Origin of the sequence: Sphingomonas quercus (assembly GCF_018863195.1) — a bacterium.
Taxonomy (GTDB): domain Bacteria; phylum Pseudomonadota; class Alphaproteobacteria; order Sphingomonadales; family Sphingomonadaceae; genus Solisphingomonas; species Solisphingomonas quercus.
Genome location: NZ_JAHKRT010000003.1, coordinates 228,010 through 243,992, shown reverse-complemented (window position 1 = coordinate 243,992; position 15,983 = coordinate 228,010). Strand labels below are relative to the sequence as shown.

At 67.8% G+C, this 15,983-nt stretch carries 12 protein-coding genes; 3 read left to right on the top strand and 9 right to left on the bottom strand.

Annotated elements, in window-relative coordinates:
• Positions 1-2 precede the first annotated feature (2 nt).
• A complete protein-coding gene (locus KOF26_RS06970; RefSeq protein ID WP_216322317.1) occupies positions 3-551 on the bottom strand; it encodes a hypothetical protein in 549 nt (182 codons plus the stop codon).
• A gap of 93 nt (positions 552-644) precedes the next feature.
• On the opposite strand from KOF26_RS06970, the gene KOF26_RS06965 reads away from it, so the two are divergent.
• Entirely contained in the window at positions 645-2,879 is a 2,235-nt protein-coding gene (locus KOF26_RS06965; RefSeq protein WP_216322315.1) for a TonB-dependent receptor, read from the top strand.
• 154 nt (positions 2,880-3,033) lie between these two features.
• Here KOF26_RS06965 and KOF26_RS06960 read toward each other — a convergent pair whose 3' ends face one another.
• From KOF26_RS06960 to KOF26_RS06925, 8 genes are all read right to left on the bottom strand, one after another.
• On the bottom strand, positions 3,034-6,297 hold the full coding sequence (locus KOF26_RS06960; RefSeq protein ID WP_216322313.1) for a TonB-dependent receptor domain-containing protein: 3,264 nt from the start codon (positions 6,295-6,297) through the stop codon (positions 3,034-3,036).
• Positions 6,298-6,367: 70 nt separating this feature from the next.
• Positions 6,368-7,336, bottom strand: a complete 969-nt coding sequence (locus KOF26_RS06955; RefSeq protein ID WP_216322310.1) for a FecR family protein — start codon at positions 7,334-7,336, stop codon at positions 6,368-6,370.
• Positions 7,308-7,892, bottom strand: a complete 585-nt coding sequence (locus KOF26_RS06950; RefSeq protein WP_253201210.1) for an RNA polymerase sigma factor — start codon at positions 7,890-7,892, stop codon at positions 7,308-7,310. Before KOF26_RS06950 ends, KOF26_RS06955 begins: the two co-directional genes overlap by 29 nt.
• Before the next feature lie 142 nt (positions 7,893-8,034).
• Positions 8,035-9,153 (bottom strand): glycosyltransferase family 4 protein, encoded by a 1,119-nt coding sequence (locus KOF26_RS06945; protein WP_363181996.1) that lies wholly within the window; start codon positions 9,151-9,153, stop codon positions 8,035-8,037.
• A complete protein-coding gene (locus KOF26_RS06940) occupies positions 9,150-10,352 on the bottom strand; it encodes a CDP-glycerol glycerophosphotransferase family protein (protein ID WP_216322307.1) in 1,203 nt (400 codons plus the stop codon). Before KOF26_RS06940 ends, KOF26_RS06945 begins: the two co-directional genes overlap by 4 nt.
• 125 nt (positions 10,353-10,477) lie before the next feature.
• The gene (locus KOF26_RS06935; RefSeq protein ID WP_253201209.1) at positions 10,478-12,667 is read right to left on the bottom strand and encodes a TonB-dependent receptor; all 2,190 of its coding nucleotides are present in this window, start codon (positions 12,665-12,667) and stop codon (positions 10,478-10,480) included.
• Positions 12,668-12,788: 121 nt separating this feature from the next.
• A complete protein-coding gene (locus KOF26_RS06930; protein WP_216322302.1) occupies positions 12,789-13,751 on the bottom strand; it encodes a FecR family protein in 963 nt (320 codons plus the stop codon).
• A 61-nt stretch (positions 13,752-13,812) separates the two neighbouring features.
• Positions 13,813-14,334: an RNA polymerase sigma factor gene (locus KOF26_RS06925; RefSeq protein WP_363181994.1), complete on the bottom strand. Its 522-nt coding sequence runs from the start codon at positions 14,332-14,334 to the stop codon at positions 13,813-13,815.
• A gap of 190 nt (positions 14,335-14,524) precedes the next feature.
• Between KOF26_RS06925 and KOF26_RS06920 the strand changes: the two genes are divergently transcribed.
• On the top strand, positions 14,525-15,040 hold the full coding sequence (locus KOF26_RS06920; RefSeq protein WP_216322296.1) for an RNA polymerase sigma factor: 516 nt from the start codon (positions 14,525-14,527) through the stop codon (positions 15,038-15,040).
• Positions 15,018-15,968 (top strand): FecR family protein, encoded by a 951-nt coding sequence (locus tag KOF26_RS17400; RefSeq protein ID WP_216322294.1) that lies wholly within the window; start codon positions 15,018-15,020, stop codon positions 15,966-15,968. The genes KOF26_RS06920 and KOF26_RS17400 overlap by 23 nt, the downstream gene beginning before the upstream one ends.
• Positions 15,969-15,983: the final 15 nt, after the last annotated feature.

Sequence of the window (15,983 nt, the reverse complement as noted above, 5' to 3'; positions counted from 1 at the left end):
TGTCAGCCCCTCGGAAGCATCGCCACGGCGCAGCCGACCGTGCCGATCAGCGCCAGCCCGGCGACAGGCAGCCACAGCCGCGTCGCCGCCAGCGCCCAGAGGATCGCCAGCGCCCACAACGAGGGCACGAGCAGGCCGGCGATGATCAGCCGGGTCTGCTCCGCCAGCGGCGCGGCGAGCGCGAAGGCCATTCCCGCCGCGATCGCGGCGAACAGGCCGAGCAGCGCCGCCGTCATGCCCCTGAGCAGGCCGCGCTGCCGATGGCCGGGCGCCAGCGGCGTGGGCGCGACGGCCCGCTCCCTGACCTCTCGGCCCGGACGCCGCTCGGCCGTGGCGAGGATGAAGACCAGCGCCACCAGCGACCCGCTCTCGACTGCCAGGGACACGCCGATCTCGGCCCGGAAGCCGGCGATCCACAGGATCGTGGCCAGCCCGAAGAGGCCGATCGAGCCGATCAGCCAGCGCCCCTGACGGCGCCGCCATGCGATTTGCGCGGCGAAGACGGCGCCGAACGTCAGCACCAATGCCCCGATGATCAGCACGAATATCACCCCGAAACCCCTTTCGACGGCTCTTATCGCTAATGACATTGACTCGCAATAGCTGTCCGCCTAACGGCGCCATCAGCCCAGGGGGGAATTTCCATGCAGCTTCGATCGGCCACCGTCGGCGTCCTTGTCGCCTTGCTCGCCTCTACCGCCGCCACGCCGGGTCATGCGCAGCCTGCCGCCACCGCCGCCCCGCCCGAGGAGCCGGCGGACATCATCGTCACCGGGGAGAAGACCGACCGATCCATCCAGAAGACGCCGACCTCGGTGCGCGTCTTCACCAGGGAGGATATCGAGCGTGAGAACCTCACCAACGTCTTCGATCTCTTCCGCCGCACGGCGAACGTCTCGACGACGTTCGATGACCAGGGCTTCACCATTCGCGGCATCGCCAACGACAATGTCACCGGCGTCGGCACGGGCGATCTCGCCACCGTCTATCTCGACGGTTCACCGTTGCCGCGCGCGGCTTTGCAGGGGCCGCTCGACCTGTGGGACCTGGAGGCGGTGGAGGTGCTGCGCGGACCGCAGTCGACATTGCAGGGGCGCAATGCGCTCGCCGGCTCCGTCATCCTGCGCACCACGGCGCCGGGCTTCGACTGGAGCGGCCGGGCGCGCGCGATCCTGACCGATACCGGCGGGGAGCGCCGCTTCGGCGCCGCCCTAGGCGGGCCGATCGTCGCCAACGAGATCGCCTTCCGCATCGCCGGCGAGCATCTTCGCAAAAAAGGCTATGTCACCAACGAGACGCTCGGCGACACGCGCGCCGGTTTCCGCGACGGCGACAATATCCGCGCCAAGCTGCTCGTCACGCCGGCGGCGCTGCCCGGGTTCAGGCTGGTCGCCGGCTATCTCCACGATGTCCACAGCAACGGCGTGGCCTATTCGTTCGACGATTATCCGGGTGCCTTCAACCACCGCATCACGCTCGGCAACCGCCCGACTACCGATCGCACCCGCACCGATATCGGCACGCTCGACGCCAGCTACGCACTCACCTCGGCACTCAGCATCAATGCGGTCAGCACCTTCAACCGTATCCGCACCGCGACCGTTTATGACGGCGACGACCTGCCCGAGGACAGCGCCTATGGCGATTTCCGGCAGGACCAGCGCACCTTCACGCAGGAAGTGCGCCTGAACCTCGATACCGATCGCTTCGATGCGCTGCTCGGCGGCTATTATTCGCACCTCGACAACAAGCGCGACCGTTCGCACAGCGTGTTCAAGCTGCGCCCGGTCCAAGACCTTGGCCTGCCCGATACGATCAGCGGCTTTTATCCGGCGGAGCTGGTGATCGACACCAACCAATTCTATCCGCAGACCGTGCGCAATCTCGCCCTGTTCGGCGACGCGACATGGGATGTCCTGCCGCGCCTCAAGCTGCGCGCCGGCTTCCGCTATGATCATGAGCGGCAGGTGCGCGCCAACAACAATGCCGTCACTCTCGCCACGCCGCTGCCCGATCCGGCCGCGTTCGGCCCGCTCGCGCCGACGATCCGCATGATCAATGGGCTGATCGACGCGCAGCTGTCCGCCGCCAACGCCTTCTCGCCGCCGGCGACCACCAATTTCGACGCCTTCCTGCCCAAGGCCGGGCTCACCTACGAGTTCAGCGACGATGCCTCGGTCGCGGCCACCGTGCAGCGCGGCTATCGCTCGGGCGGCAGCGGCGTCAATCCCGGGCGTGGCGCGCTCTATACCTATCGGCCGGAATTCACCTGGAACTACGAACTGGCGCTGCGCAGCCTGTGGCTGGACCGCAGGCTCTCGGTCAACGCGAACATGTTCTACATCGACTGGAAGGACCAGCAGGTGAATGCCCAGCTCTCCTCCAACCGCTATGACTATGAGACGATCAATGCCGGGTCGTCGCGGGTCTGGGGCGGGGAGCTGGAGCTGCGCTATCGCCCGAGCCGGACGTGGGACCTCTATGCCTCGGCCGGCTATTCCAAGACCCGTTTCAAGGAGCTCGACATCAGTGATCGCGGTGGCGGCAATCTGTCCGGCGAGGAGTTTCCCTTCGCGCCGCGCTGGACGCTGGCTGGCGGGGTGAGCTGGCAGCATCCGCGCGGCTGGACCGCCGACGCCAATGTCAGCTACCGCAGCGCCGCCTATGAAAGCGTGCTGGACCAGACGGAGCGCCAGCTCCCCGGCTACGCCTTCGTCAACGGCAAGATCGGCTGGCAGAATGATCGCTACGGCGCGTTCGTGACGGCGCGCAATCTCTTTGACGCGCGCAACTTAGGCTACACCTACCGGAACATCCGCCAGGAGAGCCAGTTCGGAGAGCCGCGCGTGATCGGCATCTTGCTGCAGGGGAGATTCTGATATTCATGCACCGGGCCTGTCGGTGCGGCGATACGACCTCCCCGGGACGACTTGCGGCCTGCCGGAGCGCGCGCATGGCGCATTGTGCGGAGAAACTATGCAAAAGGGGGGCGAGGGCGCGCCCCCCCCTTTTTGCGTGGCCGCGCCGCCCGGCTCAGAAGTTGAAGCGGATGCCGCCGGTGAAGTAGCGGCCGATGATATCGGCATAATTCACCGTCGGGTAGCGCAGGCCGATGCTGCCCGTATAGCCGGGATCCTGGAAGATGCCGCCCTTGGCGTTGAACAGGTTGTTGACGTTGAGGAAGGCGGTGACGCTGCCGCCCCCGACCTTGAAATCATAGGCGAGGTTGACGTCGGTCTGCCAATAGGCCGGCACATCGGGAATGTCGTAGACCAGCGTCGCATTGGCATTCTGGTGCACCGACGAATAGAAACGCTCCATCAGATCGAGCGAGAAATCACCGAGCCGATAATTCACCGACATGTTTACCTTGTCGCGCGGCACGGCCTGGGTGCCGGAGGCATTGGTGATGAGCGCGCCGGGGATCGTCTGCGTCCTGGTGACGGGCTGGTGCGTCCACAATGCGCGCAGCATCAGCGCGCCGGCGCTCTCGAGGTTGAGGCGATAATTGGCCTCGACGTCGATACCCTTGGCCTGGACGCGAGCGATATTCTGGTTGAGCGAATAGTTGAGCGTCGGGAAGTTCGCCGCCGACTTGTCGTTATAGGAGATCGGCCGGACGACCAGCTGGCAATAGGGCGAGGAACCGTCCGAGGCGAGGCAGAGATTCTGCACGATCGGGTTGAGACCGCTGACCGAGCCGATCGCATTGTCGATCTTCACATTGTAATAATCGACCGACAGGCTGAAGCCGGGGAAGAAACGCGGCGTCACCACCACGCCGGCGGTGATGTTCTTGGCGATTTCCGGACGCAGCTCCGGATTGCCGCCGGTGACGGTGTTGAGCTGGGCGGCAACATTGGTCAGCGGATCGGTGACACCCGACGCGCTGATGATCTGTGCCTGATAGAGGTCCCACAGGGTCGGCGCGCGGAATTCGCGCGAGCGGGTGGCACGCACCCGCACTCCGTCGATCACCGTCCATTCGAGCCCGAGCTTCCACGTGCTGGCCGAGAAGCTGGTATCGACGCCGCCATTGCCGCTCGCCTCATATCTGGCATAGCGATAGGCGCCGTTGAAGGTGAGCAGCTGCACGAACGGCAGATCGCGCAGCAGCGGCACGTCCGCCTCGATATTGGCCTCGTAGATATTCTCGCCGCCGGTGGCGCCGGACTGGACTTCCTTGAAGTAGCGCAGGTTCGATGCGGGATAGGAGCCGGGCAGCGAATTGCCGGCCGCACCCAGCCGCAGATATTGCGGATTGAACGTCGGGTCCGGGGTGCTGGTCGTCACCTTCAGCGACTGGTGGCGATATTGGCCGCCGATCGCCGCCTTGATCGGCCCGGCCCACCCCTCGAACACCGTGCCGGTGAGGTTGGCGCCGAAATCGTCCATGCTGTTCCTGGCGACCCACCAGGTGTCGTCGAAGATGAAATCCTGCGCCGCCGCCGAGGCGCGGTCCTGGCCGAACAGGTTTATCGGCGCGCAGCCGGGGAAGGCGCCGGGCGCGGACAGCGTCACCCGGCAGACGATGTTGCCGGTGGCCGGGTCGCGCACCGCATCGGCGGCGGCGAAGAAATTGGCCGAGTTGACGTTGTTGAGCGAGGTGTAGCGCGAGCGGTTCTCGCCATGCGTATAGTGGAAATCCCAGGCATAGTCCCCGAGCAACGTACCGTTGAGGCCGACGGTGGCGGCGCCGGCGCGGGTCTTCAGCTCCAGCGCGAGCTGGCGCATCAGATCATTGTCGAAGCGATTGACGGCGAAGCTGGACGTGCCGCTGGTCGCCAGCGTCGCCTGCTGGGCGGCGCTGAGAAAGGCATTGTCGCTATAGATCCACAGCGGATAGGAGCCGGCCGAACTGGTCGGATTGGCGGCGTTGGCGTTGGAGATGTTGGTGTAGATCTGGCTCGCCGCATAGGTGCGGTTCGAGGCGTAACGCCCTTGAACGTAGAAATGGACGTCGTCGGTCAGATCATAGTCGAAGCGGGCGAACCCCTGGGCAGTGCGCAGGTCGCTCAACAGATATTCATTGTGGACATAGCCGCCGTCGCCGCCGATCGCGGCATTGGCGGTGACGGTCGGCGTGCCCGGGTTGAACGGCGCCAGCGAACCGTCGCTCAGGAACTGCATGCCGGCGAACGGCCCGGTCATGACGAGCCCGCCGGGCGCGGCGTTGCTCTGCCGCGCGCCATAGACGAGGCGATACGGATTGGCCGAGGTGCCGGCGCCGACCACCGCCGGATAAAGCCGGCCATAGGGGCGCGACGCGGTGTCGTCGACGCCGTTGCGTTTGTAGAACTCGGCGCTCGCCTCGAAATGGCCGCGGTCGCCGACATTGACGCCATAGGCGACGCCGACGCGCACCGACTTGGCATCGCCATATTTTGAGATGCCGCCCTGGGCGAGGCCCTTGATGCCGGTGAACTTGTTGTCGGTGATGAAGTTGACGACGCCCGTCACCGCGTCCGAGCCATAGACCGCCGACGCGCCGCCGGTGACCACCTCCACACGCTGGATCAGCAGCTGCGGCAGCATGTTGGTATCGACGGTCGTGTCGTAGAAGGTGCCGGGCACGCGATTGCCGTCCTGCAGGATCAGCGTGCGGATCGCACCCAATGAGCGCAGGTTGAGGAAATTGCCGGGGGCGCCGAAGCCGCGACCGTTGGCGTTGACCGAGTTGTTGGGCGTCTGCTGCCCGGCGTTGAACTGGGGCAGGCGGTTGAGGCCGTCCGGAATGCTCGTCGGTGTCGTCGCTTGCAATTGCTGCGTGGAGACGACCGTCACCGGCGTCGGCAGGTTGTTGCCGTTCTGGATACGCGAGCCGGTGACCACGATCTCGCCCCCGGCATCGCCGGACACCGCACCGGCATCGGGGGCGTCGGCGGGCGGTGCCGCTGTGGCGGGGGAATTCGGCGCCTGCACGCGCGCAGCTGCGGCAGGCCGGGCCGGGCCGCTTGGCGCCTCGTTCTGCACAATGCTGCGGCGCGCGAGCACGGCAGTCCTGCCGTCGAAGGAGACGAGCCGCAGGCTGCCCGGCGCGATGAGCTGGTGCAGCCCTTCCTCCACGCTGTGCCCGCCGGTCACGCTGCCCGACGTCACCCCCTCCGCGTCCGCGCTCGACACCAGCACCTGAATGCCGGCCTGGCGCGCGAACTGGAGGACGGCGGCACGGGCGGGCTGCGCCGGTACGTTGAAGTTGCGCATCGCCACGTCGGCGGCGGCGGCCGGCGCGGCATGAACCGCCGCGATGCTCAAGACGGATACCTGGCCCAAAAGCAGCAGCCCGTAAGCGCGCATCACCCTCTCCCCTGTGTTGACGCGATCTCACGTCGCGCACCTAGGAAGATGAAGGTCGTCGGGATTTCCTTCAGGGTGGTGGCGCCGGCACGATGCGAATGATGTTGCCGGCTCTTGCCACACGGCCGCCGACAAGGAGAGCGGCCGCCTCGACAAAGCCGTCGACGTCGTTGGTGCGAAAGGAGCCGATCATCCGCCGTCCGCCGATCGCCGGATCGATTACGAGCGTCATCTTATTGTAGCGATTGAACTCGTCGGCTGCCGCCGCCAGCGTCATGTCGTCGAGGATGATCTGCCCGTCCCGCCAGGCGAGCGGCTGTTCGGGATCGACCGCGCGCACCGCGACCCGCGCCGCGCCATCCACACCGTGCCACAGCACGGCGCGGTGGCCGGCGGCGACCAGCGTCGGCGCGGCGGCATCGCGCGTCGACCAGATCTTCACCACTCCATCGGTGACGACGATTTCCGAACGATCGCGATGGCGACGCACGTCGAAGGCGGTGCCGACCGCCCGCACCCGCGCCGCGCCCGCGGCCACGGTGAACGGCCGTGCCTTGTTGTGGGCGACCTCGAACCACGCCTCGCCCTTGACCAGCTCGACCTCGCGGCCGCCCGCGCTAAACGCGACGCGCACGCTGCTGTCGCTGTTGACCACGGCGAGGGAGCCGTCCTCGAGCGGCAGGCGGCGGATTTCGCCGACACCGGTGGCGATGTGCTGGCCACGTGGCCGGACCCGCCAGACTGCGCCGAGCGCCAGCAGCGCCGCCATGCCGCCGCCGAGCCCGAGCAGCGCGCGGCGGCTATGGGGGTGCTCATCCACCGGCCCGGCCTCTGCCTCGCCGGCATCGACGCGCAGGGCGCGAGCACGATCGAGCAGGCGAAACGCCGCCTGCGCCCGCAACAGCGCGCCGCGCTTGCGATCGTCGCTCGCCAGCCACGTCGCCAGCGCCGCCTCCTCACCCGAGGTGAGGCCGCGATCCATCCGCGCAACCCAGCCGCACGCGTCCTCATCAATCCTGGACGACGGCTCGCCGCTCATGCCTTCCACCTCTTGGCCGGCGCATGGGCATCTCCGCCCGTTCCTCCTCCGTCATCGACAGGAGGATGCGGCGCAGGCCCCGCAACACCTCGTTCTCTACGATCGATTCGGAGATGCCAAGCCTGGCGGCGATTTCCTTCTGCGACAGGCCCTCGATCTTGCGCAGCCGGAAGATGCGGCGCCCGCGCTCGGGCAGCGCGGAGATGAGCTGTTCCACCCGCGCCAGCGTGCGGCGGCCGGCCAGCATGCGCTCGGGCGAAATCATGTCGAGCGGCATCGCCCGCTCCAGATCGGCGATGCCGCTGATTGTCTGGAAACTCACCACGCGGCTGCGCCGGGCCTGCTCCAGCACGACATTGCGCGCAGTGCGAAACAGATATTGGCGCGGGTCCTGAATATGCTCGACATGGTCGAGCGCGGCGATCCGGCAATAGGACTCCTGGATGACGTCGTCGACCTCCACCGCCGAGAAGGCGGCCGCCAGCCACGCGCGCAGGCGCGGCTCGTGCGGCAGGATGTTCTGGGCGACCCATCCGATCAGCTGCGGCGATGCCATTGCTCGAATTCCTCGGCGGCATGCACGACGCGCGCCACCCCCGAAGTCTTGTATGCATCACCTATTTAATTGCATGCAATAGAAAAGGCTGACCTGGCCGTCCATGATCCGCCTTCGATGAAATCGATGCGTCGGCTGGCGCTTACGCTGCCGCCGACCTTGGTCCTGCTGCTGAGGTGGCGGCGGCGAGGCGACGCATGATCGCGGCCCCGACCGCCTCAAAATGATGCCTGCCGAATTTCTCCAGCACGCGCACCCGGGCGGCAGCACCCATCTCCGCCAGCGCCTCCGGCATCGAGAGGCATTCGGCAAGCGCGAAGGCCAGCCCTTCCGCGTCGCCGGGGGCAACGACCAGCCCGGTCTCGCGCGGCCGGATCGTCCAGGGCATCTCGCCGACCGCCGCGCCGATGACGGGCAGGCCGGCCTCCATCGCCTCGTGCACGGCGATGCACAGGCCCTCGCGGCGCGACGGCTGCACGTAGAGATGAAGCCCCGCAAGGAAGGCGCGCGGATCGGGCTGGAAGCCGACCAGACGGACAGTGTCGAGCCCGGCGTTATCGATCGCCGCCGCGAGCCGTTCGCGCTCGGCGCCGTCGCCAGCGATGAGCAGCTCGAACGACGCCGCCGGCCGGAAACGATGGGTACGCAGGATCGCCAGCGCCTCGATGAGCACATCATAGCCCTTCGCCGGGTGCAGCCGCCCGAGGCTGCCGATGCGCACCGTCTCGCCCGGGCGCCAGCGCCGGGCAGGGGGAACGGCCTCGTCGGCGGCGAACAATGGCCAGGTCACCAGCCGCTCGTCCGCGATGCCGAGGCGCTGCCGGGTCAGCGCCGCGACGCATTCGGAATCGGCGACCCACAGCGCTGAATGCCGCTGGCGCAGGCGGAGCAGCAGGCGGTTGGCCGGCCTCAGCCAGGCATTATGCTGCCAGCTCACCACCGGCAGGCCAAGGCGCCGGCCGGCGATCTGCCCGAGCAAGGTCGCGCGCGTCAGCGAGGTCCAGACCAGATCGGCCTTCCAGCCTGATGCCTGCTCGGTAAGCCATTGCAGGGCGGCGCGATGGTCGCTCTCTCCATCCGGCCGCACGCGGACGTCGAGCCCGGCCGCTTCCATCGGGGGGAGGCCGCGCCGGTTGCGCCCGGTCAGCGCGAGGATCAGCACCTCGGCGCCGTTCTGCTGGAGAACGCGGGCGATCGCCGGCACCGGTGCTGCGGCGCCGCCGCCTTCGACCGAGTTGATCACATAAGCGATGCGCATCATGCCGCGGTCTGCTCCAGCGCGTCGGCGCGCCAGCCGCTGTGGTCGAAGCCCGCGAGCCGGGCGATGACGCGGGCCGCGCGATCCGAGGACGCCTCATCGGTGAGATCGAAGCTGTGACGGAACAGCGTGTCCTGGATCGGCGCGAAGCGGGCGGCATGATCCCGGCGAGACTCGGCAAGCGCCTGTTCCAGCTCTGCCACATTGCCGATCACCGGCCCCGTGGACCAATGGAGGTAGTTCGCATCGCGCGCCCAGTCGGTCCGGTGCGCGTCCACGAAAACGCACGGTCGCGGACGGCGGAGGAACTCGTAGACCTGACTGCTGACGTCGCCGAGATAGATGTCGGCGCGGTTGGTATAGGCCATGGTCGTCGAGGCGCGGCTGCCGAGGTCGATGTGGATGTTGGGCGCGCGCAGGTAGCGCTCCTCGATGCGGCCAGGCCGATCGATCCTGAGCTTGTCGATGGTCACCACGAACGGCCGCTCGAAGAGCATGACGTGGGGCGCGAAGATCAGCTGATAGTCGTCATGCTGCGCGAACCAGTCGAGGATGGCGCGCCCCATCTTGTACCAGGATGACAGATGTGGGGAGACATGGGGGTTGTAGAGAACGATCGGCCTGCCGTCATTCATCAGGCCGTGCGTGGCGATCGGATCCTGCATGTCGAACTTGGGATAGCCGACGATGCTGATGCGGTCAGGATCGGCCCCGGCGTCGCGGATCAGCCGGTCGCGGATCTTCGCGCCGGAGACGAGGATATGGTCGAACCCGGCGCTGGCGGCGTTGAAACCGATCGCGCGATCGCCGGCGCCGTGGCGCGTATGGACGATCTTCAGACGATCGAGGCCGTAGCGGCTTTTGAGGACCAGCGAAGTCTTCTCGGCGACGACGAGGATGTCGAGCGACCGGAAGAACTCCAGATTGTCGCGATAGACGAGCAGCTTCGCGGCCGGAATGATTGATCCGCCAGCCGCGGCCAGCAGGCGGCTCCCGCGCCGCCGAAGCGTGAGCGGCTGGAGCCTGACGGCGCCCGCAAGGGCGGGGCCGGCGAGCCGGGTGACCTCGGCCTGGAGCCGGGCGTTGGTCGTCGCCAGAATGATCTCCGCGCCCGTGCCCATTCGGGCGAGAGCGAGGGCGATCGGCAGGCTGTGCGCAACCTGATGGATCTGATCATGATTGAAGAGAAAGCCGATACGCATCGGCGCAAGACGGCACGGCGTCGCCCCACCGCAGTCGGTCGCTCGAAATTTTCTTTGGGGGCGGAGCGGCGTGCCGAGCTGGCCGGGCTGAGGGCAGGCGCGGCGAGACGCCAGTCGCGCCCGCTCTACCAGGTGCGAGCGAGCGAGAGGGTGAAGGTGCGCGGGCGCAGCGGCGTATATTGCGGCGCCCGCGCGATCGAGAAGGGGTTGCCGAAGGCGAAACTGTCGCCCTTCACATCGAGCAGATTGTCGATCCGCGCGCCAATCGTCACGCGGTTGCGCCTGAGGAAGGCGGCAAGCGAGGCGGTGGTGTAATTGCCCATCTCACGATCGAGATTCTCGTCGAAGGTGAGACGCGAGCGGCCGACATAATTGGCCTGGGCGGACAGGCTCGTCGCCCAGCTGCCGAGTGCAAAATCATATTGCGCGGCCAGCCGCCCGGTCGCATCCGGGGCGATGGGCAGGCGGCGGTCGTCGACCTCCAGTCCCGCTTCGGTGCTGACCAGCCGGGCATGAAGATAGCTGCCGCCGGCCGAGAGCGTGACGCCGGTGAGCGGCCGCCACTCTGCCGTCGTCTCGATGCCATAAATGCGGCCCTTGCCGGCATTCCGGGTGGAGATAAGGCCGTTGGGCAGCAGATAGTCCGACTGGATGTGGCTCCAGCTCGTATGGAAGAGGCTGGCGCCGAGCGACAGGCTGCTGCCGGGCAGCGTGTGGCGGATGCCGAGATCGAACGTACCGAGCTCGTCGGAATCGAACCGTCGCGACACAGACTGGCCGAGCGGCGCCAGCCCGCCCGGCCGCAGCCCACGGGCATAGCGAAGATAGAGGATGCTGCGCTTGCCCGGCGTCCAGGAGACGGCAAGGCTCGGCGAGAGAAACGTCTTCACGATGCGATCGGAGGATCCGCCCGCCTGCTCGACGGCCTCGTCCTCGGCGATCGAGCGGAACAGGCGCGCGCCCGCCGTCGCCTTTACAGCGGCGATCAGGGGCATTGTCAGCTCGCCGAAGGCGGCGAACTCGGTGATCTTGCGATCGAGGGATTCGACCGCCACCGTCGTCATCGCCGAACTCATGCTCGCCTCGTTGTGGCTGCGCGCCTGCATGAAGGACAGGCCGGCCAGCCAGAGCGACGAGCCGGCTGGCGACAGGCGCAGCTCGTGGTTGAGGATCGTGTATTTGCGATCGTCGCGATAGGTGGATTGCCCACGCAAGCCAAACTGTTCCGAGGCGTCGCTGGAATCCAGCTGATAGCCGACGCGGTGGTCGACGTAGCTGGTCGTGGCGAGCAGATCGAACGCGCCAATCCTGCCCTGGATCGTCGCGGCGGCGGATTTGAAGTCGTTATCGGTCGGCTCGGGCACGCGGGCGTTGCGATGCACCGTCTCGTCGGACGCGGTGACATATTGGCTGTCCTTCGAGTTCATGTTCTGCACCACGCCGGAGAGATCGATCGTCCAGTCGGGGTCGGGCTGCCAGCGCGCGGCCAGCCGTCCGCCCGAGGATTGCGTGACATTGGCGTTGCGGTTGCGGCCGAGATTGTCGATCCAGCCGCCGGAGCGGGTGACATAGCCGACGCCGCGCACGGCCAGGCTGTCCGCCACCAGCGGCAGGTTGAGCACGGCTTCGCCGCCCGCGCCGGGGCTGCCATGTTCGACCGCCTCGCTGATGATGCGCATGCTGCCGCTGGTGGCGGTGAGATCGGGCTTGCGAGACACCATGTGATAGATGCCGCCGAGCGCGCCGGAGCCGTAGAGCGGGCCCTGCGGGCCCTTGAGAATCTCGACGCGCTCCATGTCGACGAGGCGGATGTCGGGATCGGGGGCGTCGAAGGTGATGCGTACCTCGTCCAGCTGTACCGCGACCGTGGACTGGCTGGGGCCGTTGAACGGGCTGTCGGCGACGCCGCGGATGAATTGCCGGTTGCGGCCCGGACCGAGATTGGTGACGGCGAGCCCTTCCACCGAAAGGGAGAGGTCGCGGCTGCTCGTGGCAAACCGGCTGGAAACCTGCCCGTCGAGCGGCACGATCGACACCGACATCGCCACGTCCTGCAGGAGTAGGGCGCGTTTCTGGCCGGTAACGACGATGTCCGGCGTGAGCGGCGGGCCGGGCACGATGGCTTCGGCCGGCTCCCTTGCCTCCGGAGTGGCGGGCCGCCGTGCCGTCTGGGGTGCGCGCTCGATGCGATAGGCGGATGCGCCGACCTGCACCGCGCGCCAGCCGCTGCCGGCGAGCAGTCGACGCAGCGCCGCTGCGACGCCCATCGATCCCCGCAGCGGTGGGGCGTGGAATTGTGGCAGCGCGCCCGCCATGCCGACCGAGGCGCCGGTCGCCTGCGACAGGGCCGAGAGCGATCCACCGATGGGTCCGGCGGGAATGGAGAGCGCGAACTGTGGCTCCCGCGCCCGGGCCGGAGTGACCGGCAGGAAGAGCTCAGCGCAGGGGAGCAGCCATGATGCGAACGCTGCCGCCCTTCTCCTGATAGGAGATCGCCATGAGATCCGAGAGGTTAGCCAGAAGTCTCGAACCATCGCCAATGGCCAATACTCCCGAGAACGGCCGATCACCGATCGCCGGATCCACCGTGATCGCCTTGCCGGAATAGCGCGCAATGTCCGCCGCGACGATGCTGAGCGGCGCGTTGCTATAGACAAGCCTGCCGCCGCGCCAGCTGCCCACATCCCCCGCCTGCACCGGGCCCAGCCGGGCGGCGTCGCTGCCGTTGCGGGCGATGAGCTGCTGGCCGGCGGAGACGCGGGTTGCGGCACCGCCTGCGGGCGCGATCGAAACATGGCCCTCCGCGACGGCGAGCATCACCGCGTCGCCGGACAGGTTCAGCCCGAAGCGCGTGCCGATGTCGCTGACGGCATAGCGGCCGGCGGTTATCGACAAGGTGCGGCGGGGATCGTGCGCGACCTCGAAATAGGCGTCGCCCCGGGTCAGCTCCAGCTGCGTCGGATCGCTGTCGCGCAACACGAGCTGAGAGGCCGGGGCGAGATCGACATTGATGCCCTGCGCCATGGCGATGTGCTTGGTCTCGCCCGGCGCGGTCGTATAGACGGCGTCGGCCTGCGTCTGCTGCGGCCAGAAGGCGGGAACGCCGAGGGCGAGCGCGATGGCCGCCGCCATCGACCCATAGAGCCACACCCGCCGCGACAGCCCGGCCCGGCGGTCGGGCTCCTCCTGCACGACCGGCGCCGATGCACGAAGATCGCCGGCGCGCTCGTTCACGATGCGGTCGGTGAGGGCGACCTCGTCAAAGGCCCGGCGGTGCAGCGGATCAGCCTCCAGCCACAGCGTATAGTCTTCCCAGTTCGCGTCATCGCGCGCGAGCGCGTGATGCCAGGCCAGAGCCTCGTCCAGCAGCCGTTCGCTGATCTCCGACCGCGCCGTCATGGCGATGGGCTTTCTTGCAAAATCATAATGCGATGTTGGACGTCACGCATGCGAGCCTACCTCAGTCCAGCAGCGCGCGGCGGAGATATTTTATGGCGACCGCCATATGCTTCTCCACGCCGCTCCTGGAGATGCCGAGCCGCATCGCCACCTCGGCGTGGCTCAGCCCTTCCACCTTGTGCAGCTCGAACACGCGGCGCGCGCCGTCGGGCAGCGTCTCGACCGTGGACAGCAGCCGGGTGGTCTCCTCGCGGTCGAGGATCAGCTGCTCGGCATTGGGCGAGGCATCGGCGGGCTCTGTTCGAGCCGTCCCGGAAAGGTCGTCGAGCCAGATCCGTTCGCGCCGCATCCGGCGCTGCTTCTCCCGCAGGCGGTCGACGACGAGGTTCTGGGCCATGCGGAACAGATAGGCCCGGCCATTGGCGATCGGCGCCTGTGCCGCGTGGCCGAGCCTGATCCAGACATCCTGGAGGATCTCCTCCGCTTCATTCGGATCGCCCGTGCGGGCGATGAGGAAGCGCTGCAGCGCGGCGCGATGGACGCGATAAAGGGCTTCGAGACCTTGGGAGCTATCCGGCCGCACCGCTCGCCTTGTAGCCGATGCCATGGCAGCGACAACCGATCCCTTGGGGGTCGGAGTTCAACATGGCGCTCGGCGGGTTGCGCGATCGGCTTCCGGCAATCGGGGGTGCACATGACGGCACGCGTTCACCCGGTTGCGACTGGCTGACCGAAACCTTGGTGTCACATCCCGACCCTAGACATCCGCTCCGATGCGACTCGAAACTTACGAATGGAGCGGCTACCGCGTCGATCTGCTGCGCTATCTGGGGCGGCGGGTCGACGATGCGGCGGTGCGCGAAGACATTGTGCAAGAGGCCATTGTCCGGCTGCTGGTCTATCGCGAGAAGCCCAACACGCCGATCGCCAATGTCACCGCGTTGCTCCGCCGTATCTCGCTGGATCTGACGCGGGATTATTTCCGCCGCGCCGGCCGCCGCCAGTTCGTCGCGCTGACCGACGATCTTCCCTGTAGCCAGCCCGCCATTCACCAGCGCATCGAGCAGCGTCAGTTGCTCGCGATCGTCGCCGCCCTCGTCAAGGCGATGCCCAGGCTCCGGCGCGAGGTATTTTTCCGCCGCCGCGTCGAGGGGCAATCGTCGAAGCAGGTGGCCGAAGCTCTGGGCATTTCCCCCGCCGCCGTCGACACGCATATCGCCCGCGCCGTGCTCGATCTGCATATGGCCATCGAGAAGATCGAGAAGCGTGGCGGACCGATCAGAGACTGACGCGATCGAGTGGGAGGCGGCGCAATGGGTCGCCCGGCGGATGAGCGACGAGCCGTTCGACGAGGCCGGCTTCAACGCCTGGCTGGCGGGCGCGCCGCGCCGCCGCGCCCTGTTCGAGACGATGTGGCAGCGGTTCAACGGCGCCGGCCTCGATGAGGCGCTGGAAGGCTATGCCCGGCGCCGGCAGGGGCGGCGCGCGGCGCTGGCGGGCGTCGGGGCTGCCGTGCTGATGCTGGCCGGCAGCTATGCGGCGTGGCCCTCGGCCGAGCTGCTGATCGCCCGGCCCGCGCATTTCGCGGTCGCGCCCGGCATGCTCCGCGAGATCGCGCTGGACGACGGCACCCGCCTGACGCTGGCCGGCGGCGCCGAACTGCGCGTCCGCTACACCCGCCATGACCGCGTCGTCGAACTGAGCGGCGGCACGGTGTTCGCCGATGTCGCGCATGATGCACGCCGCCCGTTCCGCATCGAGGCCGGCGGCGCCGGGATCACCGATCTCGGCACCCGCTTCGAGGTCGCCACCAAGCCCGGCGCAATCCGCGTCACCGTCGAAGCGGGCGCCGTGCGGTTCGCGGCGAGGGGCTGGGCGCGCGCGCGGCTGGACCTTGCGGCGGACCAGGCGGCGACGCTGGACGACAGGGGCTTCGGGCCGATCCGCCCCGTGCAAGCCGGCGACATCGCCCGCTGGCGGCACGAATGGGCGGAATATCGCGACGCGCCGCTATCGCGGGTGATCGACGATCTGGAAAGCGCCTCGCCGCTGCCGATCCGCATCGAGGATGCCGCGCTCGGCCGCCTGCGGGTGAGCGGCCGCATTCGCCTGACCGACCCGGCGCGGCAGCTCGACAATCTCGCCGTCATCCACGCCTTCCACGTCACGCGGGTCGCTGGCGCGATCATCTTGTCCGGCACGCCGCCGCGCCTCTAGGTCGAGGGGGAATGG

What these genes read in the sequence shown, in the direction of transcription:
- KOF26_RS06930 (WP_216322302.1), bottom strand. Translation starts at nt 13,751, where the DNA reads ATGACGGCGCGGTCGGAGATCAGCGAACGGCTGCTGGACGAGGCTCTG.
- KOF26_RS06955 (WP_216322310.1), bottom strand. Translation starts at nt 7,336, where the DNA reads ATGAGCGGCGAGCCGTCGTCCAGGATTGATGAGGACGCGTGCGGCTGG.
- KOF26_RS06935 (WP_253201209.1), bottom strand. Translation starts at nt 12,667, where the DNA reads ATGGCGGGCGCGCTGCCACAATTCCACGCCCCACCGCTGCGGGGATCG.
- KOF26_RS06940 (WP_216322307.1), bottom strand. Translation starts at nt 10,352, where the DNA reads ATGCGTATCGGCTTTCTCTTCAATCATGATCAGATCCATCAGGTTGCG.
- KOF26_RS06920 (WP_216322296.1), top strand. Translation starts at nt 14,525, where the DNA reads ATGCGACTCGAAACTTACGAATGGAGCGGCTACCGCGTCGATCTGCTG.
- KOF26_RS06965 (WP_216322315.1), top strand. Translation starts at nt 645, where the DNA reads ATGCAGCTTCGATCGGCCACCGTCGGCGTCCTTGTCGCCTTGCTCGCC.
- KOF26_RS06945 (WP_363181996.1), bottom strand. Translation starts at nt 9,153, where the DNA reads ATGATGCGCATCGCTTATGTGATCAACTCGGTCGAAGGCGGCGGCGCC.
- KOF26_RS06950 (WP_253201210.1), bottom strand. Translation starts at nt 7,892, where the DNA reads ATGGCATCGCCGCAGCTGATCGGATGGGTCGCCCAGAACATCCTGCCG.
- KOF26_RS06960 (WP_216322313.1), bottom strand. Translation starts at nt 6,297, where the DNA reads ATGCGCGCTTACGGGCTGCTGCTTTTGGGCCAGGTATCCGTCTTGAGC.